Origin of the sequence: Duganella sp. CF517 (assembly GCF_900110275.1) — a bacterium.
Taxonomy (GTDB): domain Bacteria; phylum Pseudomonadota; class Gammaproteobacteria; order Burkholderiales; family Burkholderiaceae_D; genus Rugamonas.
In genome coordinates this window covers 105687-124872 of sequence record NZ_FODC01000004.1, presented here as the reverse complement: position 1 = coordinate 124872, position 19186 = coordinate 105687, and the positions used below count along the sequence as shown (strand labels likewise).

Annotated in this window: 20 protein-coding genes; 8 read left to right on the top strand and 12 right to left on the bottom strand. The window is 65.2% G+C overall.

Going from position 1 to position 19186, the window contains the following annotated elements; all coding sequences use genetic code 11:
• Positions 1-24: 24 nt before the first annotated feature.
• A complete protein-coding gene (locus BMX85_RS16670) occupies positions 25-669 on the bottom strand; it encodes a class I SAM-dependent rRNA methyltransferase (protein ID WP_090320486.1) in 645 nt (214 codons plus the stop codon).
• 239 nt (positions 670-908) lie between these two features.
• Here BMX85_RS16670 and BMX85_RS16665 point away from each other — a divergent pair, with 239 nt between their 5' ends.
• Complete coding sequence (locus BMX85_RS16665) at positions 909-1688, top strand: head GIN domain-containing protein (protein ID WP_090322075.1); 780 nt, start codon at positions 909-911, stop codon at positions 1686-1688.
• A 15-nt stretch (positions 1689-1703) separates the two neighbouring features.
• On the opposite strand, the gene BMX85_RS16660 is transcribed toward BMX85_RS16665, so the two are convergent.
• Entirely contained in the window at positions 1704-2723 is a 1020-nt protein-coding gene (locus BMX85_RS16660) for an Rpn family recombination-promoting nuclease/putative transposase (RefSeq protein WP_229210525.1), read from the bottom strand.
• Between the two features lie 29 nt (positions 2724-2752).
• Between BMX85_RS16660 and BMX85_RS16655 the strand changes: the two genes are divergently transcribed.
• Positions 2753-4051, top strand: a complete 1299-nt coding sequence (locus BMX85_RS16655) for a Xaa-Pro dipeptidase (RefSeq protein ID WP_090320483.1) — start codon at positions 2753-2755, stop codon at positions 4049-4051.
• 3 nt (positions 4052-4054) lie between these two features.
• On the opposite strand, the gene BMX85_RS16650 is transcribed toward BMX85_RS16655, so the two are convergent.
• Positions 4055-4597, bottom strand: a complete 543-nt coding sequence (locus BMX85_RS16650; protein ID WP_090320480.1) for a YaeQ family protein — start codon at positions 4595-4597, stop codon at positions 4055-4057.
• A gap of 12 nt (positions 4598-4609) precedes the next feature.
• The gene (gene purU / locus BMX85_RS16645; protein WP_090322064.1) at positions 4610-5488 is read right to left on the bottom strand and encodes a formyltetrahydrofolate deformylase; all 879 of its coding nucleotides are present in this window, start codon (positions 5486-5488) and stop codon (positions 4610-4612) included.
• Between the two features lie 328 nt (positions 5489-5816).
• Here purU and BMX85_RS16640 point away from each other — a divergent pair, with 328 nt between their 5' ends.
• Entirely contained in the window at positions 5817-6191 is a 375-nt protein-coding gene (locus BMX85_RS16640; protein WP_090320477.1) for a KGG domain-containing protein, read from the top strand.
• 6 nt (positions 6192-6197) lie between these two features.
• Here BMX85_RS16640 and BMX85_RS16635 read toward each other — a convergent pair whose 3' ends face one another.
• The 4 genes from BMX85_RS16635 to modA are packed head-to-tail and all read right to left on the bottom strand — an operon-like array spanning position 6198 to position 9095.
• Positions 6198-7001, bottom strand: a complete 804-nt coding sequence (locus BMX85_RS16635; protein ID WP_090320474.1) for a TOBE domain-containing protein — start codon at positions 6999-7001, stop codon at positions 6198-6200.
• Positions 6998-7681 carry an ABC transporter ATP-binding protein gene (locus tag BMX85_RS16630; protein WP_090320471.1) on the bottom strand — a complete coding sequence of 228 codons (684 nt, stop codon included), beginning with the start codon at positions 7679-7681 and terminating at the stop codon, positions 6998-7000. Before BMX85_RS16630 ends, BMX85_RS16635 begins: the two co-directional genes overlap by 4 nt.
• Before the next feature lie 2 nt (positions 7682-7683).
• Positions 7684-8370, bottom strand: coding sequence for a molybdate ABC transporter permease subunit (gene modB / locus BMX85_RS16625; protein WP_090320468.1), 687 nt, complete (start codon positions 8368-8370; stop codon positions 7684-7686).
• A gap of 11 nt (positions 8371-8381) precedes the next feature.
• Positions 8382-9095 carry a molybdate ABC transporter substrate-binding protein gene (gene modA, locus BMX85_RS16620; protein ID WP_229210524.1) on the bottom strand — a complete coding sequence of 238 codons (714 nt, stop codon included), beginning with the start codon at positions 9093-9095 and terminating at the stop codon, positions 8382-8384.
• Between the two features lie 206 nt (positions 9096-9301).
• On the opposite strand from modA, the gene BMX85_RS30525 reads away from it, so the two are divergent.
• Positions 9302-10024, top strand: a complete 723-nt coding sequence (locus BMX85_RS30525) for a glycine-rich domain-containing protein (RefSeq protein WP_177196788.1) — start codon at positions 9302-9304, stop codon at positions 10022-10024.
• Positions 10025-10047: 23 nt separating this feature from the next.
• Here BMX85_RS30525 and BMX85_RS16610 read toward each other — a convergent pair whose 3' ends face one another.
• Complete coding sequence (locus BMX85_RS16610; RefSeq protein WP_090320459.1) at positions 10048-11184, bottom strand: mechanosensitive ion channel family protein; 1137 nt, start codon at positions 11182-11184, stop codon at positions 10048-10050.
• A gap of 190 nt (positions 11185-11374) precedes the next feature.
• Between BMX85_RS16610 and BMX85_RS16605 the strand changes: the two genes are divergently transcribed.
• The 3 genes from BMX85_RS16605 to BMX85_RS16595 are packed head-to-tail and all read left to right on the top strand — an operon-like array spanning position 11375 to position 15191.
• Positions 11375-12088, top strand: coding sequence for a gluconate 2-dehydrogenase subunit 3 family protein (locus BMX85_RS16605; protein ID WP_090320456.1), 714 nt, complete (start codon positions 11375-11377; stop codon positions 12086-12088).
• 32 nt (positions 12089-12120) lie between these two features.
• Entirely contained in the window at positions 12121-13890 is a 1770-nt protein-coding gene (locus tag BMX85_RS16600; RefSeq protein WP_090320453.1) for a GMC family oxidoreductase, read from the top strand.
• A gap of 11 nt (positions 13891-13901) precedes the next feature.
• Positions 13902-15191, top strand: coding sequence for a c-type cytochrome (locus BMX85_RS16595; protein ID WP_090322059.1), 1290 nt, complete (start codon positions 13902-13904; stop codon positions 15189-15191).
• Between the two features lie 26 nt (positions 15192-15217).
• Here BMX85_RS16595 and BMX85_RS16590 read toward each other — a convergent pair whose 3' ends face one another.
• Complete coding sequence (locus tag BMX85_RS16590; RefSeq protein ID WP_229210523.1) at positions 15218-16186, bottom strand: AEC family transporter; 969 nt, start codon at positions 16184-16186, stop codon at positions 15218-15220.
• 71 nt (positions 16187-16257) lie between these two features.
• Between BMX85_RS16590 and BMX85_RS16585 the strand changes: the two genes are divergently transcribed.
• Positions 16258-16767 (top strand): YgjP-like metallopeptidase domain-containing protein, encoded by a 510-nt coding sequence (locus tag BMX85_RS16585; RefSeq protein ID WP_090320447.1) that lies wholly within the window; start codon positions 16258-16260, stop codon positions 16765-16767.
• Between the two features lie 28 nt (positions 16768-16795).
• On the opposite strand, the gene BMX85_RS16580 is transcribed toward BMX85_RS16585, so the two are convergent.
• The gene (locus BMX85_RS16580) at positions 16796-17638 is read right to left on the bottom strand and encodes a hypothetical protein (RefSeq protein WP_143068013.1); all 843 of its coding nucleotides are present in this window, start codon (positions 17636-17638) and stop codon (positions 16796-16798) included.
• 175 nt (positions 17639-17813) lie between these two features.
• Positions 17814-19151 (bottom strand): MFS transporter, encoded by a 1338-nt coding sequence (locus tag BMX85_RS16575; RefSeq protein ID WP_090320441.1) that lies wholly within the window; start codon positions 19149-19151, stop codon positions 17814-17816.
• Positions 19152-19186 lie beyond the last annotated feature (35 nt).

The window sequence follows — 19186 nt, the reverse complement described above, 5'->3', positions numbered from 1 at the left end:
ACAGTGCTCTCCGGGGCATAGGAACTAGCTCTTCAGCTTCGGATATTTGAAGCCGGTGCATAAGTCCATACTGTAACGCTGATTGCCTTCAAGCACCAGTACGTGTTCGGGCGGCTCCTCGCCTGCCAGCGCGCCGGAGAACAACGGCAAGCCCTCGCCCTTACGGATCAGGTCGTCACAACGCTCGTAGACGTTGGGACAGCCGGTCTCCGCCAGCAGCGCCTGGACGATCGGCACTTTCCAGGCGTCGACGCCGCCGGACTGGAACTGGCAGATCAAATAACCGTCGACGCCGCCCCAGCCGTGCACCAGCAGGCCGGACAGGCCGTCGTCCTCGCCCAGGATCACCGGCACCAGCGCGTTGGGGCCGGCCGCGCGGATGGCGGCGGCGCGCTTGGCGACGGCGGCCTTGACGCGGCGCTTCATCATCGCGTGGTCGACCGGCTCGTCCTCCTTGTAGCTCCACATGCGGGCGCGGATCTGCGACTTGGAGTTATAGGCGGCGCGGCCGATGAACTGGCGCGCGGAGCTTTGCACGATCGCGGTCGAGCCCGGCTTCATTTTTTCCTGCGGCTTGCCGTCGACCTTGTCGATCGCGGTGGGATAGATCCAGGGGTCGCCGGCCAGCAAGCTCTTTTCCTTGCCCTGTTTGATGGTGATGATAAGCATGTGATTCCAGATAGGTGTCGCGGTGGTGGTGCGAGGGTTTTGCGGGATAGGCCGAATGATACCTCATGCCGCCACCCGGACCCGCCGTTGGCCGCCGCCCACGGCCTTGTGCCGCCGCCCGCAAAGCCCCGGCGGATCGCATTCCAGCCCGCCCAGCATGCATTCTGTCGCAGCGCGGTTACGCCGGCGGTCCCGGTTGCGTAGTATCGCTACTCAAGATGACCAACCGGGAGAACAGCATGACCACCACCACCGTTCGCAGCACACTGCGCGTCCTGATCCTCGCCGCCGGCATGCTGGCGGTCGCCGCGCCTGGCAACCCGGCGCTGGCCGGCCCCCTGAGCTGGGTCGGGGGCGACCGCGTCCAGGGCAACGGCAAGATCGTCAAGCAGAACCGCGAGGTCGGTCACTTCACCGCCTTCGCGACCAGCGTCAGCGGCAATGTCGAGATCCGCCAGGGCAATATCGAGGGCGTCATCGTCGAAACCGACGACAACCTGCAGGCGCTGGTCGAGACGGTGGTGGAAAACGGCACCTTGCGGATTCGCCCGGCCAAGAAAAACCTGTCGCTGGAAACGCGCAATATGAAGATCGTGGTCATGGCGCGCACGCTGGAACGGGTGTCGGTGGCCGGTTCCGGCGCGGTGGCGGCCGACCAGCTGCACGTCGAGCGCATGCAGTTCGACATCGGCGGCTCCGGCGAACTCACTGTGCGCGACCTGCGCGCCGAGTCGCTGGCGGTGTCGCTGGGCGGCAGCGGCGGCCTGGACGTGGGCGGCAACGTGGAGCGCTTGCAGATTTCGATCGGCGGCTCGGGCGAGGTACGGGCGGGCCGACTGGCGGCGCGCGACGCGGTGGTGAGCATCGGCGGCTCGGGCGAGGCGACGGTGTCGGCCAGCAAAACGCTGAACCTGAGCGTGGCCGGCTCGGGCGACATCGGCTACTACGGCGATCCGAAGGTGAGCCAGAACATTCGCGGCTCGGGCACGATCAAACGGCTGGGCGCTATGCCGCAGTAAGGGCGGCACAAAGCGTCAAGGCCCGGCAAACAGATGCTGCGGCTTGACGCCGCCACACAGCAATTTCAACCACCTCCGCAATTGCTGCGCATCGGCCGCTGAAATTTTCTCCTCCACGCCAGCGGGCAAGGCATCCTTGGAGTCCGCCGTCATGGTTTCCAACGCGTCTTGCAACGCCAGACGCAGGCCATCGGCGCGTCCACGTTGGATCGCCTCGAACTCCAGCAGGTCTTCGTACTTTTTGAATCGCTTGTCGAACAACATGGCGGGGCCCTCCTCCAAACGAATATCGGTCTCGCAAAACTCATCCCGCAATACGGCCTGGACCCAACGCACCAGGCTATCGCGGGCACGCAACATATCCGGCGATTTCATCCGCTCCGCGAAAACATTCAGCGCTTCGCGCAGTTGCCCGTCGCTGTTCGAACGCAAAAGCCGGAACAAAATCGCCACCACGTTAGACCGGCCGTCGGCGTCAACGTTCCGGTGCTGATCGATCACTAAGTAATGCTGGCGTGGCTGGAATCGTTCCAGTCCCGCCGGTGGCGGTAGCATCAGCTTGGCCAGATCGGTACTCGCGCTCCAAGTCTTGCGGCCGTGGTACAGCACGACGGGCAACACGGGCGGCAGCTTTCCATAGCGGGTCAGCCGATGCTGCGCGACCAGGTCCTGGCACAACAGCCCGACATAGGCCTGCATGCGCAACGCCATCCATGGATCGGAGCGCGCCTGGAACTCCAGCAGCAGGTAGACGTAGACCCAATCGCCACCGATTTTCGCGCGCCACACAATGTCCTCGTGGCGGGCCTTGCCGTTCTCGCTGGCATAGCTGGCGTTGACGCGCTCGAACGCGCCGGTATCCAGCGCTCCACGCCAATCGGCCGACACAAAACCCGTCAGCAGATCCCGGACGACTTCGGGATGGGCGAACAACTGTTTATACAACATATCGCTGTGACTTTTCATCGACAAAGTGTAGCGTTGGACATCATTGACGAGTACGCTTGTCGGCGAGCCCGCTTTGTCGCGCGTCAAACAAAACCTCAACCACCGGGAGAAAATACTTGAACGTCATCGCCTCATCCGTCCGCCGCGCGCTGGCGTCGTTGCCCGCGGTATTATTAAGCGCCGCCGCCGCGGCGGACGTCCCGGCGGCCCCGGCCGCCGTCACCGCGATCAAGGCCGCGCACATGGTCGACGTGCGCAAGGGCACGGTGATCGACGACGCCGTGGTCCTCGTCAGCGGCGAGCGCATCACCGCCGCCGGCAGCAAGCTGGCGATCCCGGCCGGCGCCACGGTCATCGACCTGGGCGACAAAACCCTGCTGCCCGGCCTGATCGACAGCCACACCCACCTGACCGCCGACCCGCAGGACGCCGGCTACGCCATCGTCGCCAAATCGATCCCGCGCTCGACCTTGACCGGCGCCAAGAACGCCCGCCTCACGCTCCACGCCGGCTTCACCACCGTGCGCGACGTCGGCGCCGACGGCTACACCGACATCGGCCTGCGCGACGCCATCAACGACGGCGACGTGCCCGGCCCGCGCATCGCCGCCTCCGGCCCCGCGATGGGCATCACCGGCGGCCACTGCGACGACACCGTGCACGCCCCGCAATACGGCATCACCGGCCTCGGCGTGGCCGACGGCGTCGAGGAGGCGCTCAAGGTCACGCGCCGCAACATCAAATACGGCTCGGACGTCATCAAGATCTGCGCCACCGGCGGCGTGCTCTCGTTCGGCGACGATCCGCGCACCTCGCAGTACACGCTGGAAGAACTGAAAGCCATCATCGGCGACGCCCACCGCCTCGGACGCAAGGCGGCCGCCCACGCGCACGGCGGCGAAGGCATCCGGCTGGCGGTGCTGGCGGGGGTCGATTCGATCGAGCACGGCTCGTACATCGACGACGAAGGCATCAAGCTGATGAAGGAACACAAGACCTGGCTGGTGCCCACGCTGTACCTGGGCGACTGGCTGATCGAGAACGCCGAGGCGATCAAGCTGCCCAAGCCGCTGCTGGAAAAAGCCAGGGTGGTGTTGCCGCAGGCGCGCATCAATATCGGCCGCGCGATCAAGGCCGGCGTGCCGGTGGCGTTCGGCACCGACGCGGCGGTCTATCCGCACGGCTTGAACGCGCGCGAATTCGCGGTGCTGGTCAAGCTGGGGATGACGCCGGCGCAGGCGCTCCGCACGGCCACCGTCAACGCCAGCGAGTTGCTGGGCTGGAGCGACCGGATCGGAACGCTCGAGGCGGGCAAGTTTGCCGACATGATCGCCGTCGACGGCGAACCGCTCAAGGATGTGACGGTGCTGGAGCGGGTGCGGTGGGTGATGAAGGGCGGCGCGGTGGTGCGCTAAAGCCTAGCGCTCGCCCTTGAAGGTCTCGCGGCCGACTTCCACCGTGGTGGTGCCGTCGGTCAGCCAGATCTGGCCGTCCTGGATCGTGCATTGCAGCTGCATCGAGCGCTGCGCCATGCGGGCCAGTTGCTCGGTGGCGTCGGCGTTCAAATTAATCACGGTCAAGTTCTTGCAGCGCTCGACCTTGTTCGCCAGCGACTTCCACCAGATATGGCTGGTGGCCGCGTAGCTGTACACATAGACGTGCTCCGAGCGGCCGCTGGCCTTCAGGATCACCTTCTCGTCGGGCTGGCCGACCTCGATCCACAACTGAATCGCCCCGGTCAAGTCCTTCTGCCAGATATCCGGCTCTTCGACGTCGAACAAGCCCTTGGTGAAGGTCAGCGCCTCGTTGGCGTGGATCGCGAACGCCACCAGCCGCACCATCATGCGCTCGTCGGTCTCGGACGGGTGGCGCGCCAGCGTCAGCGACTGGGTCTCGTAGAAATTGCGGTCCATGTCCGCGATCTGCAGGTCGGCTTTGTAAATTGTTGCTTTGAGGGCCATCGGTCAATCTCTTTATTTGAAGACGACAGTCTTGTCGCCGTTTTGCAAAATGCGGTGCTCGACGAACCACTTCACGGCGCGCGCCAGCACCACGCACTCGACGTCGCGGCCGATCGCCGACAAGGTCTCGGCGTCCATCGAATGGTCGACCCGCTCGACATCCTGCTCGATGATCGGACCTTCGTCCAGGTCGCCGGTGACGAAGTGCGCGGTCGCGCCGATCAGCTTGACGCCGCGGTGGTGCGCCTGCGCGTACGGCTTGGCGCCCTTGAAGCTGGGCAGGAAGGAATGGTGGATGTTGATCGCCTTGCCCTTCAACGCCGTGCACAGGCCCGGCGACAGGATCTGCATATAGCGCGCCAGCACCACCAGGTCGATCTTGTGGGTGTCCATCAGCTCGATGACCTTCGCTTCCTGCGCCAGCTTGGCTTCCGGCGGCGCGCCGGTGGCCAGCGGCAGGTGGTGGAACGGAATATTGTAGCTCGCCGCCAACTGGTAGAAATCCATGTGGTTCGAGACGATCGCCGGAATCTCCACCGGCAGCAGTCCGCTCTTGTAGCGGAACAGCAGGTCGTTCAGGCAATGGCCGATCTTCGACACCATCAGCATCACGCGCGGCTTGTAATGCGCGTCGCGCATGTCGAAGGTCAGTTGCATCTCGGCCGCCAGCAGGCCGAAATCGGCGCGCAGCAGCTCGTCGCCGATGGCGCTGTCTTCCAGCGCGAAATGCACGCGCATGAAGAACAGGCGCGACTCGCTGTCGCCGAACTGCGCCGAATCGATGATGTTACAGCCGTGATCGGCCAAAAAACCCGAAACGCGATGAACGATGCCGCGCTGGTCGTGGCAGGAAAAACTCAGGATGTATTCGGGGTTTGCGGGTTTAGTCATGGCCATCACGGTGGATTTCGATATCAACGGAACAATAACAAGGCCGGTATTGTCGCACGGCTGGCGCCATCCGGTAAAACTAGAACGATCGTGCATTTTTGGAACCTTCCCACCTGAGTGGCGTCTATCCCTGTGCTGAACAACCGCCGGGCGCGAACCCGGCGTTCTTTTAACCGAAGCACACGACGAAGCCGCCATGCCGTCCCCGGGGGGGCAAGTGGAACTTCCGCCAATCTTGCAACTCTAACCATACAGAGCGGCGAAATGCGTCGCTGCTTATCACCCCTACTACCAACCCGACGGAACCACCGGATATCAGGAGGAAGTTATGGCAAGTAATAGTAATAACTCAGGAAACGACCAGCCGAAGCCGAAGGGCACGGCAAAGCGGGGATTCGCGGCGATGGACGAAGCCACCCAGCGCGCCATCGCCAGCAAAGGCGGCCAGGCGGCCCACCAAAAAGGCACGGCACACGAATTCGATTCGGAGGAAGCGCGCCGCGCCGGCCAAAAAGGCGGCGAGACGGTCAGCCGGGATCGCGAGCATATGGCGCAGATCGGCCGTAAGGGCGGCGAAAGCCGCCAGTCCGCCGCCCGCGCCAACGCGGAAAAGAATGCGGCGACAGGGACGGCGCGCAGCGGCGCGGGTTCGGAGCAATCGGCCAAGACGGGTAGCCGCCAGGGCGGCAAGAGCGACACCTAAGGCGAACTAAGCGGGCGTGCCGACGATGACGCTCGACGCCTTGAAGACGGCGCTCACCTCGCTGCCGACTTCCAGCGCCAGCGCATCGCCACTCTCGCGCGTGACGATGGCGGCGATCACGCCGCCACCGCGCAGTTCGATGCTCACTTCCGTATTGACGGCGCCGGCCTGCAGCCGCGTGACCTTGCCGGCCAGTTGATTGCGGGCCGACAAGCGCGCCGTTCCCATCTCCGCCACCACGATCACCGACGACGCCTTGATCAACGCAAACGCTTCGGCGCCGATGGTCAGACTTAAACTGTCGCTGCTGTCGCGCGTGATGGTGGCGACGATCCGCTGGCCGCCGACGATCTCCAGCGTGATCTCGTCGTTGACGGCGCCCTCCTTCAAGTCGACCACCTTGCCGCTGAACTGGTTGCGCGCGCTGGTTTTCATTTTCATCCTTTGGATCAGCAAAAAATCATCGGCCAGCGCATGCGACTGGCCGCTCAGATGCGCGACGAACTTGCGATGCTCGTCGTCGATCTTGCGGAAATTCTCCACCAGTTGCGCGCCACGCGGCGTCAACCGCGTGCCGCCCCCGCCCTTGCCGCCGGCGACGCGCTCGAGCAGCGGTTCGCCGGCCAGGTTGTTCATCGCCTCGATCGCGTCCCACGCGCCCTTGTAGCTCATGCCCACCGCCTTGGCCGCGCTGGTGATCGAGCCGGTCGACGCTATCGCGGCCAGCAACGCCACGCGTTCGTGCCCGCCCAGCTTCTGGCCGCCGATGGTCATCCAGACGTTGCCCTGCAATTCCATGGCCGGCTTCATGCTGGTTGTTCCTGCGCATCGGCGACACGTCCCTGTTCCATGCGCAGCACGTGGTCGCCGAAAGCCGCCGCGTCCTCGGGATCGTGGGTGATCAGTATCATCGGAATCGCCAGCTTGCGCTGCAAGGTGTCGAGCTCGGCGCGCATGCGCTGGCGCAGTCCCGGATCGAGCGCGGCGAACGGCTCGTCCAGCAATAGCGCCGTCGGCCGTGGCGCCAGCGCGCGCGCCAACGCCACGCGCTGGCGCTGTCCGCCGGACAACTCGTGCGGGAACTGATGGGCGACATGGTCCAGTTCAAACGCCTGCAACCAATAGCGGATGGTCTCGCCATCGACACGCGACAATGGATTGCGCCATCCGCGCTGCAGGCCGAAGCCGATATTCTGCCGCACATTCAAGTGTGGGAACAAGGCGTAATCCTGGAACAGATACGCCACTTGCCGCCGCTGCGGCGCCAGGTCGATGCCGGCGTCGCTGTCGAACAGCCGGCGCCCCGCCAGTTCGATCTGGCCGCGATCGGGCGTCATCAAGCCCGCCAGCGCTTTGAGCAGCTGGCTCTTGCCGGCGCCGGACGGGCCGTAGATCACCACGCGCCGGCTGGCCGATTCGAAGCGCGCGTCCAGTTCGAAGGCGCGCGCGCCGGAACGCAGGGTCTTGTTGATGTCGACTTTGATTTGCATGGTCAGCCCTGGAGATTGCGATTCGGCGTCAGTTTGTTGGCCGCGATCAGCACCGCGACGCACACCACCGACGTGATAATGACCAGCAAATTCGCACTGTCGTCCTGCCCCGCCTGCACGGCTTCGTAGACGGCGATCGACAAGGTCTGCGTCTTGCCGGGAATGCTGCCGGCGACCATCAGGGTCGCGCCGAACTCGCCCATCGAGCGGGCGAACGCCAGCAACGTGCCGCCCAGCACGCCGCGCCACGCCAGCGGCAACGTCACGCGCAGAAACACGCCGAACGGCGGGACGCCCAGCACCCGCGCGGCCTGTTCCAGCTGGCCGTCGACCGCCTCGAACGCCGCGCGCGCGCCCTTGAGCACCAGCGGAAACGCCACCACCGCCGCCGCCATCACCGCCGCCTGCCAGGTGAAGATCAGGTTGATGCCGAAGCTTTGCTGCAACCACGCGCCCAGCACGCCCTCGCGTCCGATCACCACCAACAGGTAGTAGCCGAGCACCGTCGGCGGCATCACCATCGGCAACGTCAGCAGCGCGTCCAGCAGTTCGCGGCCGGGAAAGCGCTTGCGCGCCAGCAGGTAGCCCAGCGCGATGCCCAACACCAGATCGATCAGCGTGGCCCACAGCGCCACCTTCAGCGACAGGCGCAGCGCGATCCAGGCCGGTTCGGCAAAAAAACTATCCAACCGCGCGTTCCCTATGGGCGGCCGAAGCCGTGGCGCGCCAGGATGGCCTGCGCCGCCGGGGCCAGCACGTAATCGACGAACTGGCGTCCGGCCGCCGGTTGCGGCCCGGCGGCGATCGCGGCGATCGGATAGCTGACCGGCGTGGCGGTCGGCACGGTGGCGATCACGCGGACCTTGTCCTTCTGGACGATCGCGTCGGTGGCGTAGACGAACCCGGCGTCGACCTCGCCACGGGCCACGTAATCGAGGCTTTGCCGCACCGAGGTGCCGAAAATGGCCTTCGGCTCGACCGCCCCCCACAGTTTGGCCTGCTCCAAGGCTTGCCTGGCGTAGCGCCCAACCGGCACGCTGGCCGGATTTCCCATCGTCACGCGGGTGACGGCGGCCTGCTGCAAGTCGGCGATGCCTTTGAGCGCCAGCTTGCTGTTCGCCGGCGCGATCAGCACCAGGCTGTTGGTGGCGAAGTCGCGGCGGGTGCCGGGCGCCAGCAGTTTCAGCGATTCGGCCTTGTCCATCGCCTCCTGGTCGGCCGAGGCGAACACGTCGACCGGCGCGCCCTTGCTGATCTGCTGGACCAGCGGATCGGAGGCGGCGAAGTTGAAGTGCACCTTGTCGCCCGCGTGTTCCTTCTCGTAGGCGGCGCCGATTTCCTTGAAGGCATTGGTCAGGCTGGCGGCGGCCGAGACCGTGATGTCGGTGGCCGACGCCGTGGCGAAAGCGCTCATCAAGACCGCCGCCAATGTCATGTTCAAAGCCCGCATGGATATCCTTATCATCATGTTATTCATTCACCGCAATATACCTGATTATATAACGAGGCGCCCGATGACAGCTTGGGCTGTGCAGGGAACGGCCCGGTGCGCCGCCGAACGCATTGCAAGGACTTGTCTTTTATGCAATCATAGGCCGTCTCTTTCAACGGGTCGGCGCCATGAATCTTGTCGTTTCCATCGCCTGCGTATTGCTGGCCAGTTTTTCCGGCTTCCTCTGGGCGCGCCGGATCGGCGCGCGGCGTGCGCGGCGCGAAGCCCACATCCGCGATTTCCTGCTACCCAACGGATTGTTCGAAGCGCTGCGGTCCCACCATCCAGAACTGTCGCTGAAGGACTGCCAACTGGTGGCGCAAGGCCTGCGCCAATTCTTCCTCGCGCATTTGAAGAGCGGCGGCAAATTCATCTCGATGCCGTCGCAGGTGGTTGATGATATGTGGCACGAATTCATCCTGTACACCCGGGAGTATGAGCAATTCTGCCGCCGCGCCTTCGGCCACATGCTGCACCACACGCCGGCCGTCGTCCTGAGCGAACGCAATCAGGGCAACCAAGGCATCCGCCGCGCCTGGCACTTCGCCTGCCATGAAGAAAACATCAACCCGCTCAAGCCCACCCGGCTGCCTCTGCTGTTCGCCCTGGACACCAAACTCGGCATTCCCGGCGGGTTCCACTACGTCCCCGATTGCAGCGGCGTCAGGCGCCAAGGCGACGCGGGCGGCGTCGGCGCCGGCGGCGCCGTCTACTGCGGCGCCGATCTGGGGGGCGGTGACGGCGGCGGTTCGGGTTCCGGCGATGGCGACGGTGGCGGCGGCGGCGATGGCGGAAGCGACGGTGGTGGCGGGTGCGGCGGCGGCGGGTGCGGCGGCGGCGGCGGCGACTGACGAAGCAAGCGTGTCGTGACCGGCTAGCGGCTGCCGTGCGTGCGTCCCTTGAACTCGGCCAGCTCGTTGCGCGGCGGCGCGTCGTCCACGGCGCGCGGCTGGCGCTCGAGCATCACATGGTGCGCCGGGGTGCCGGTATCGACGCCCAACTGGTCGAACTTCTCCATCACCGCCAACAGCACCGCCTGCTGCGTATCCATGAAGGTGCCGTAGGCGGACGTCAGCATGAAGAACACCAGCTCGAACTCGATCGCCTCCGGACTCAATCCCTTCAGGTGGACGCGGTCGAAGCGCACCTCGTCCTGCGCCTCGACGATCTCGCGGATGGCGGCCGGAATCACGGCGGCCAGCGCCGCCGGCGTGGCCGGGTTGATGCGGAACGACAGCTGCACGCGGCGGGTCGACATGCGCTTGTAATTGCGCACGACGTTTTTGAGCAGGTCGGCGTTGGAGATGACGATCTGCTCGCCGCTGTCGGCGCGGATGCGCGTGGTTTTCAGTCCGACATGCTCGACCGAGCCGGACACGCCGGCCACGGCGATCGCGTCGCCCACCTCGAACGGCTTGTCGATGGCGATCGCCAGCGACGCGAACAGGTCGCCGAGGATGTTCTGCGCCGCCAGCGCCACGGCGATACCGCCGATGCCCAAACTGGCGACGAAGGTGGTGATGTTGATGCCCAGGTTGGACAGCACGGCCAGCGCGAAGATCGCCCACAGCACCGTCTTGACGGCCCAGCCGATCAGGGTGTTGGCCACCGTGTCCGGCGCCGACTCGTCGGCCGAATGCTGGCGGAAGTAGCGCCGCGTGCCGATGCTGACGGCGCGGTCGATGTACAAGGTCACCTGCAGGCCGAGCACGATGAACCAGAGGATTTGCACGCGCTGGTGCCACGGCGGCGGCAAGTCCAGCAACGACAGGCCCACCAGCACCGAAATCAGCACCACGGCGAGGTTGCTGGTGCGCGCCAGGGTGGCGCCGAGCAGTTCGGCGGCCGGCTTGTCCGCCTGGCCGGAGTCGACCAGCCTGGCCATGCGACGGCGCAGCAGCATCAGCGCGCCGTGGATGGCGGCGAAGGTGACCACGCAGGCGATGGCCGCGACGATCCAGTTTTCCGGGCCGATGCCGGCGATCGGCATGCCGAATTGACGTATATCCAAAGCAGACTCCTGACGAAGGGTTTGCCGCTAGGGTAGCGGCTTCGGCCGCTCGACGCGCGCACTTTTCCCTGGAGCATCCCCTCCCACCCAAGAGGACAGGCACAGCCTCCGTCTAATTACATATGTGAAATATTCAAAAATGTAGTACATTAGTGAAGTATTCATCCCAGCCATCCCCCGATAGCCAACCATGCCCACCACAAAAATCAACCTGTCGCGCCGCACGCTGCTGCTGGCCGGCGCCGCCGCCGTCCCCCTCGCCTCCATCCCCGTCTACCGCGCGCGCGCCGCCGGCCTCGAGGAAATCGAGTTGCAACAGTACCTACCGGTGTTCTTCACCGCCGACGAATGGCGCTTCGTCATGGCCGCCTGCGACCGCCTGATCCCCGCCGACGGCAAGGGTCCGGGCGCGCTCGAGACCAACGTGCCGGTCTTCATCGACCAGCAGCTGCACGCCGGCATCGGCGGCGAAGTGTACATGGACGGTCCGCACAAGGACGACGCCGCCCCCACGCTGGGCTTCCAGCACAACCACACGCCGCAGCAGATGTACCGCCTCGGCATCAAGCTCGCCCAGCAATACAGCCAGCAAACGCACCACAAGCCGTTCGAGCAACTGGCGCCCGCCGACCGCGACGCCGTGCTCACCGGGCTGCAGAAGAACACCATCAGCTTCGCCGACCTCGGCGAGCCGTCGCTGAAGGCCTCGCAATTCTTCGGCCAGATGCTCGACGACACCAAGAACGGCTACCTGGCCGATCCCATGTACGGCGGCAACAAGGACATGAAGGCCTGGGTCGCCATCAGCTTCCCCGGCGCGCGTGCCGCCTACACCGAATGGGTCGATGTGCACGACGTCAAATATCCGCTCGGGCCGGTGAGCCTGAGCGGCAAGCGCGCGTAAGCATCCCCTCCTATCTCTTCTGCAAATAACTTATGCCTAACATTACCAACGACGAAGTCGACGTCGTCATCGTCGGCCTCGGCTGGGCCGGCTCCATCATGTCCATCGAACTGGCCAACGCCGGCTTGAAGGTGCGCGCGCTCGAGCGCGGCCCCGACCGCCCGCCGGAAGACTTCGCCTACCCGAAACCGGCCGACCAGTACGCCTACGCGATCCGCAACAAGGTCTTCGTCACGCCGCGCGAAGCGGCCCTGACCGTGCGCTACAACACCGGCGAGACGGCGCTGCCGACGCGCAAGTGGGGCGCGTTCGTGCCCGGCAACGGCGTCGGCGGCTCCGGCCTGCACTGGACCGGGGTGCTGATCCGCCCGACCGAAACCGACATCAAGCTCAAGACCTACGCCGACCAGGCCTACAAGCGCGGCGTTCTCGATCCGGACATGCGCATCAAGGATTTCCCGTTTACGTGGGAAGAGATCGAGCCGCACATGGACAAGTTCGACAAGATTTGCGGCCTGTCCGGCACCACCGGCAACCTGAACGGGCAGATCCAGCCCGGCGGCGATCCGTTCGAAGGCAAGCGCTCGAACCCCTACCCGCTGCCGGCGCTGCACGACACGCTCAACAGCTCGCTGTTCGCGGCCACCGTCAAAAAGATGGGCTACCATCCGTTTCCGAATCCGTCGGCCAACGTCACGCAGGCGTGGACCAATCCGTACGGCGCCCAGCTGGCGCCATGCAACTACTGCGGTTTTTGCAGCAAGTATCCGTGCCTGAACTATTCGAAGGCGACGCCGCAGACCACCATCCTCGACGTGGTCAAGCGCATGCCCAACTTCGACTACAAGACCGGCGCCAACGTCATCCGCGTCGACCTGCACGCCGACAAGAAGACCGCCAAGGGCGTCACCTACATCGACGAGCAGCAGCGCGAGGTGTTCCAGCCGGCCAAGATCGTCATCCTCAGCAGCTTCCAGTTCGCCAACGTGCGCCTGATGCTGTTGTCCGGCATCGGCGAGCCGTACAACCCGGTCACCGAACAGGGCGTGATCGGCCGCAACTACGCTTTCCTCAGCAACGGCGACGCCACCCTGTTCTTCAAGGACAAGCACTTCAACCCGTTCGCCACCGCCGGCGCCACCGGTGAAATGTTCAACGATATCTCGCCGGGCAACTTCGACGGGCCGGGCCTGGGCTTCATCGGCGGCGCCAAGATCCACAGCTCGCAGGCGACCGGCGCGCCGATCGGCACCGCGCTGCCGCCGGGCACGCCGGCCTGGGGCAAGGGCTGGAAGGACGGCATGGTCGACTGGTACGGGCGCTCGATGAAGGTCAGCATCTCGACCAGCTGCATGTCCTATCGCGGCCACTATCTGGACCTGGACCCGAACTACAAGGACCCGTGGGGCCAGCCGCTGCTGCGCATGACATTCGACTGGCGCCAGAACGAGCTCAAGCTGCAACGCCACCTGCGCGGCATCGTGCTCGACATCGCCAAGGAACTGAAGCCGGACGCCATGTCGGAAAATTTCCTCGGCCTCGATTCGCACTGGGACATCACCAAGTACGTCTCGACCCACAACGTCGGCGGCGCCATCATGGGCACCTCGCCGCGCGATTCGGCGCTCAACCGCTACACGCAATCGTGGGACGTGCACAACGTCTTCGTCCCGGGCGGCAACGCGTTCCCGCAGAACTTCCAGGCCAATCCGACCGCATTGATCGGCGCCATCACCTTGTTCGCCGCCGAGGCGATCACACAACAGTACCTGAAAAACCCTGGCCCGCTGGTGCAGGCATGAGCAAGCGCACGATGAAAACACTCACCCATTTCCTGACAGCGGCCGCCATCGGCGCCGCCGGCGTGGCCTCGGCCGCGACCGCCGCTACGACCGCGGCCACGGCCGCAGCCGCGCCAGGCCAGACGCTGGCGCAACGCGGCGCCTACCTGGCCAAGGTCGGCGACTGCATCGCCTGCCACAGCGCGCCGGGCAAGCCCGCCTTCGCCGGCGGCCTGCCCATCGACAGCGGCCACGGCATCATCTACTCGACCAACATCACGCCCGACAAGGTACATGGCATCGGCAGCTACACGGAGCAGCAGTTCGCCGACGCCGTGCGCAAGGGCGTGCGCGCCGACGGCACCCATCTGTATCCGGCCATGCCGTACACCAGTTACGCCAAGGTCAGCGACCAGGACATCGCGGCGCTGTACGCCTATTTCCAAAGCGGCGTCAAAGCGTCGCCCTACGCGCCGCCGGAATCGAAGATGGGCTTCCCGTTCAACCAGCGCTGGGGCATGGCGTTCTGGAATTTCTTCTTCGCCGACGGCAAACCGTTCAAACCGCAGCCGGGCTGGAGCCCGCAGGTGCGCAACGGCGCCTATCTGGTCGAAGGTCTGGCCCACTGCAGCACGTGCCACACGCCGCGCGGCTTCGCGCTCAACGAAAAGGCCAGCAACAGCGGCGAGGCCAAATTCCTCGCCGGCGGCGAGCTCAATGGCTGGCCGGTGCCGTCGCTGCGCGCGCTGCCGCGCTGGGACCAGGCCGCCATCGTCGACTACCTGCAAACCGGACGCAACAAGAATTCGGCGGTGGCCGGCGAGATGACGGCCGTGGTCCAGCACAGCACCTCGCAGATGACCGTCGCCGACCTCAACGACATCGCCGCGTATCTGAAGGCGCTGCCGCCGGCACCGGCGTCCGGCGCCGCCGTCAAGCCGCAGGGGCGCGACGCCACCGTCAAGAAATTGTCGGCGGCCGTCAACCTGACGCTGGGCGAGCGGCTGTATCTGGATAATTGCTCGGCCTGCCACTTCGTCACCGGCAAGGGGGCGAGCCGGGTGTTCCCCGAGCTGGACGGCGCCACCGTGGTCAACGCCGAGAATCCGACCGCGCTGCTGCATGTGATGCTGGCGGGCGCCCGTACGCCGTCGACGGACAAGGCGCCGTCGGTGCTGGTGATGCCGGGCTTCGGCAAGCGGCTCAGCGACAGCGAGGCGGCCGCGCTGGCGACCTTCGTGCGCCAGGGTTGGGGCAACACGGCGGGCGCGGTGTCGGAAAAGGATGTCGCGAAAGTGCGCGCCAAGTTAGAGGCGAAGTAACGCCGGCGCGCCGTGGTTGGTGCTGTCTACCGCACCAACCACATCCACGCGCTCAGCGTGAAGAACGACGCCACCATGCAAATCAACAAGGTCGTCGCGCTGCGGTCGGCCTCGCCGTACGCCTGCGCCAGGATCGGATAGATGCTCAGCATCGGCATCGCCGCCATCAGCAGCGCCGCCGCGCGCAGCTGCGGCTCCATCGGCGCGATGCCGACCAGCGGCAACAGCGAAATAATCACCAGCACCGCCAACGGATGCCCCACCAGCTTGCCCACGACAATGGGCAGCACGCGCTGCCAGCCGGTCGTCAACGGCAAGCCCACCAGCGTGCCGCCGATGGCGAACAGCGACACGCCGCCGCTGGCCTGCGAGAACAAGGTCACACTGCGCAGCACCGGCTGCGGCAGCGACACTTCGGCCAGGCTGACGACCAGGCCGGCCGTGACGGCCAGCACCAGCGGATTGCGCGCCAGGCGCGTCAGCGACTGCCCGACCACCTGCTGCCACGACCCGCCGGCGCCGCGGGCGCTTTCCGCCATCGCCAGCAACAGCGGCAGCATCACCAGATTCTCCACCATCACGTTCAGCGCCAGCGCCACGCCGGCCACCGGCGCCACCATCAGCAACAGGATCGGAAAGCCCATGAAGCTGCTGTTGGAGCACGACACGCCCATCGCCAGGAAAGTGCTGCGCATGTTGTTCAAGCCGGCCGACCGGCCGCCCACATACGCGATCATCATGATCATCAGGGAGCCGCCCAGGTAGGCCAGCAGGTAGGCCGGGTGCAGCACCTCGCGGATATGGCGCGTCGCCAGCGCGTTGAAGATCAGCGCCGGCAGCGCGAAGTTGAGCACGAACTTGCCGAACACCCGCATGTCGGCCCGCTCGAACACGCCGAAGCGGGTGGCGAGGTAGCCCGCGAGGACGATGATGTAAATCGGACTGGTGATGGCGAGGATATCGAGCATGGATGAGCGCTGGGAAGTTTGCGCCATCGTACTCGACGCGAAGCCCTTTGTCATGGTTGTGGTACATTCACGCCTCGAATCTTTTCAGCCGCCACGCCATGTCCTCCCTGAAGTACCTCAGCGCCTATTCCGAACAAACGCAGCAGCAAGTGACCCAATTGCTGGCCAAGAACCAGCTGGGCGAGGTGCTGCTCAAGCGCTACAAGAAACCGCACGAGCTGCGCACCGACAAGGCGCTGTACAACTACGTGCAGGAATTGAAAGATGAGCATCTGCGCAACGCCGAGCCGATCAACAAGGTCGAGTACGACAGCAAGATCCATGTGATCAACCACGCGCTGGGCTTGCACACGTCGATCTCGCGCGTCCAGGGCGGCAAGCTCAAGGCCAAGCACGAGATCCGCGTCGCCACCATGTTCAAGGAGGTGCCGCTGGAATTCCTGCGCATGATCGCCGTGCACGAGCTGGCGCACGTCAAGGAAAAGCAGCACGACAAGGCGTTCTACAAGCTGTGCACGTACATGGAGCCGAACTACCATCAATACGAGTTCGATCTGCGCCTGTACCTCACCCATCTCGATACCGGCGCCGGCCGGCTGTGGACTTAGTCCTGTGTTCGACAGGCCGCTGCGGCGGCTAGTCGCTGAGGGTCCAGCGCCGCGACAGGTAGTCCAGCGTAATGGTGCGGTCGCCCAGCGGCGCCATGCCCAGCGTGCCCATCAGGCGTAGCGGCCCCTGGAAGCTGTGCCCTTCACAATAGGACGCGCGCACGCTTCGCAGCGTCTTGCCAGCCACTTCCAGCCCGTCCTGGAGCGGCACGTCGCCGCAGGTGACCGCTTCCCCTTTGGGTCCGGTGAAACTGACCGTGCCCGGGTCGGCCGACGTCGGCCGCGCGGCGCCGGCCGCCAGCGCGCGCCACTCCTCCGCGTTCGTCGCCACCAATCCAAAGCGCGAGGCGCCCGTGTCGAGCATGGCATAGCCGACGCGCGCGCCGGGACGCCGCACTTCCACCACGACATGGCCGCCGCCCTGGGCCCAGCTCAGGTACAGCAGCGGTTGCGCATCCCGCACGCCTGCCAGCAACGCCTGGGGCGCATAGGCGTAGCGCGACCGGCCGAGGTCCAAGGTCAGCGTGCCGTTTTCAAACATCGCGTTGCCGACGATGGCGATGGGGCTGCCGCCGCAATCGGGTTCCTTGAGTTGCGCCAGGTTGGCGGCAGTGGCGGGAATCCAGCGTTGCAACCCGGCCAGTTCGACCGCCGCCCGTTCGTCGCCCGCAAGCGCGCCGTCGCGCTTTTTCCAGTTCCAGTCGCCGTTGGCACCCGTATCGAGCTGCACGATGCAGGCTACGCCGTCGACGGTCACCGGTAACAGCAGCGCCAGGCGCTCCGACGGACCACCGTTGAGACTGCCGATGGCCCAATGGAAGGGTTGCCATGCCGGCTCGGCCGCCTGGCTTGCGCCGCAAGCGAGTGCCATCAAAAAAAATCCCACGCGCATCGATGTTATCCGTCAAAAGTCGAGCCGGCGATTTTATCGAAAATACAACTATGGATCAATGATTAAGTTCCCGGTACCAAGTAGGTCGCGTCCGGCGCCCGCCCGCGCCGAATCGCCGCGGCGCGCGCCCAGCCCCGCGCGGCGTCGGCACCGTCTATACGGCCGCGACCGGATGGCGCTCCCTGACGATGCCGCGATAGACCAGCCACGTCGCCATCAGGCTGATGGCGCCGGCGCCCGCCATCCAGTACCCCGGCGCCGCCTTGTCCCCGGTGCTCTCGATGAGCAAGGTCGACACCAGCGGCGTCATGCCGCCGAACAGCGCGGTGGCCAGGCTGTATGCCAGCGAAAAGCCGGTGGTCCGCACGCTGGCCGGGATAATTTCGGTCAGCGCGACGATGGTGGCGCCGTTGTAACTGCCGTACAGGAAGGACAACCACAGCTCGACCATGACCATATGCTCGAAACTGGGATGGCCGACCAGCCAGGACAAGGCCGGATACGCGGTGAGCACCGTCAGCGCCGAGCACACCGCCATGATGGGCCAGCGCCCGATCCGGTCCGACAGCGCCCCCATGACCGGCAGCCAGATGAAGTTCGACAGGCCGACGCACAGGGTAACCAGCAGGCTTTCCTCGGTGCTCAACTTGAGCACGCTCTTGCCGAAGGTCGGCGTGTAGACGGTGATCAGATAGAACGCGACCGTCGTCAGCACAATCAGCATGGTGCCGGCGACCACCAGCGGCCAGTTCAGGCTGATGGTCTTGAGCATTTGCCGGAACGTCGGATGGGACTTGCGCGCCAGATAGGCCTCGGTTTCCTGCAGCGAGCGCCGGATATAGAACACCACCGGGATGATCGAGCAACCGATAAAGAACGGGATGCGCCAGCCCCAGTCGGCGATGAAATCTTTACTGAGCGTCTCGTTGAGCGCGTAGCCGAGCGCGGCGGAGAAGATGATGGCGACCTGCTGGCTGGCCGATTGCCAGCTGACGTAATAGCCCTTGTTGCCGGGCGTCGCCATCTCGGACAGGTAGACCGACACCCCGCCCAGCTCCACGCCGGCCGAAAAGCCTTGCAGCAAGCGGCCGATCAGCACCAATAGCGGCGCCAGCAATCCGATGGTCTCGTAGCCGGGCACGAAGGCGATCAACGCCGTGCCGGAGGCCATGATGGCCAGCGTGAGCACCAGGCCCTTGCGGCGGCCGATGCGGTCGATATAGCTGCCGAGGATGATCGCGCCGAGCGGCCGCATGAAGAACCCGGCACCGAAGGTGGCGAACGTCATCATCAAGGCCGCGTATTCGCTGGTGGCGGGGAAGAACGCCTTGGAGATATACGTGGCGTAGAAGCCGAACAGGAAAAAATCGTACATCTCGATGAAATTCCCGCTCGTCACCCGGATGACGGTGGCGATGCGGGACGGGGCGCGCGCCGGTTCGGGCGGCCGCGCGGCCTGCGCTAGGCGCTGGGCGCTGGATTGAATAGCCATGTGTTACCTATCGATGAAAGATGAAAAGAGGTCGT

Bases quoted from the DNA above. Each gene is read 5' to 3' on its own strand.
- modA (WP_229210524.1), bottom strand. From the start codon at position 9,095: ATGAGCGCTTTCGCCACGGCGTCGGCCACCGACATCACGGTCTCGGCC.
- BMX85_RS16665 (WP_090322075.1), top strand. From the start codon at position 909: ATGACCACCACCACCGTTCGCAGCACACTGCGCGTCCTGATCCTCGCC.
- BMX85_RS16605 (WP_090320456.1), top strand. From the start codon at position 11,375: ATGCCCACCACAAAAATCAACCTGTCGCGCCGCACGCTGCTGCTGGCC.
- BMX85_RS16580 (WP_143068013.1), bottom strand. From the start codon at position 17,638: ATGGCACTCGCTTGCGGCGCAAGCCAGGCGGCCGAGCCGGCATGGCAA.
- BMX85_RS16630 (WP_090320471.1), bottom strand. From the start codon at position 7,681: ATGCAAATCAAAGTCGACATCAACAAGACCCTGCGTTCCGGCGCGCGC.
- BMX85_RS16640 (WP_090320477.1), top strand. From the start codon at position 5,817: ATGGCAAGTAATAGTAATAACTCAGGAAACGACCAGCCGAAGCCGAAG.
- BMX85_RS16635 (WP_090320474.1), bottom strand. From the start codon at position 7,001: ATGAAGCCGGCCATGGAATTGCAGGGCAACGTCTGGATGACCATCGGC.
- BMX85_RS16595 (WP_090322059.1), top strand. From the start codon at position 13,902: ATGAAAACACTCACCCATTTCCTGACAGCGGCCGCCATCGGCGCCGCC.
- purU (WP_090322064.1), bottom strand. From the start codon at position 5,488: ATGACTAAACCCGCAAACCCCGAATACATCCTGAGTTTTTCCTGCCAC.
- BMX85_RS16590 (WP_229210523.1), bottom strand. From the start codon at position 16,186: ATGGCGCAAACTTCCCAGCGCTCATCCATGCTCGATATCCTCGCCATC.
- BMX85_RS16575 (WP_090320441.1), bottom strand. From the start codon at position 19,151: ATGGCTATTCAATCCAGCGCCCAGCGCCTAGCGCAGGCCGCGCGGCCG.
- BMX85_RS30525 (WP_177196788.1), top strand. From the start codon at position 9,302: ATGAATCTTGTCGTTTCCATCGCCTGCGTATTGCTGGCCAGTTTTTCC.
- BMX85_RS16600 (WP_090320453.1), top strand. From the start codon at position 12,121: ATGCCTAACATTACCAACGACGAAGTCGACGTCGTCATCGTCGGCCTC.
- BMX85_RS16650 (WP_090320480.1), bottom strand. From the start codon at position 4,597: ATGGCCCTCAAAGCAACAATTTACAAAGCCGACCTGCAGATCGCGGAC.
- BMX85_RS16585 (WP_090320447.1), top strand. From the start codon at position 16,258: ATGTCCTCCCTGAAGTACCTCAGCGCCTATTCCGAACAAACGCAGCAG.
- BMX85_RS16670 (WP_090320486.1), bottom strand. From the start codon at position 669: ATGCTTATCATCACCATCAAACAGGGCAAGGAAAAGAGCTTGCTGGCC.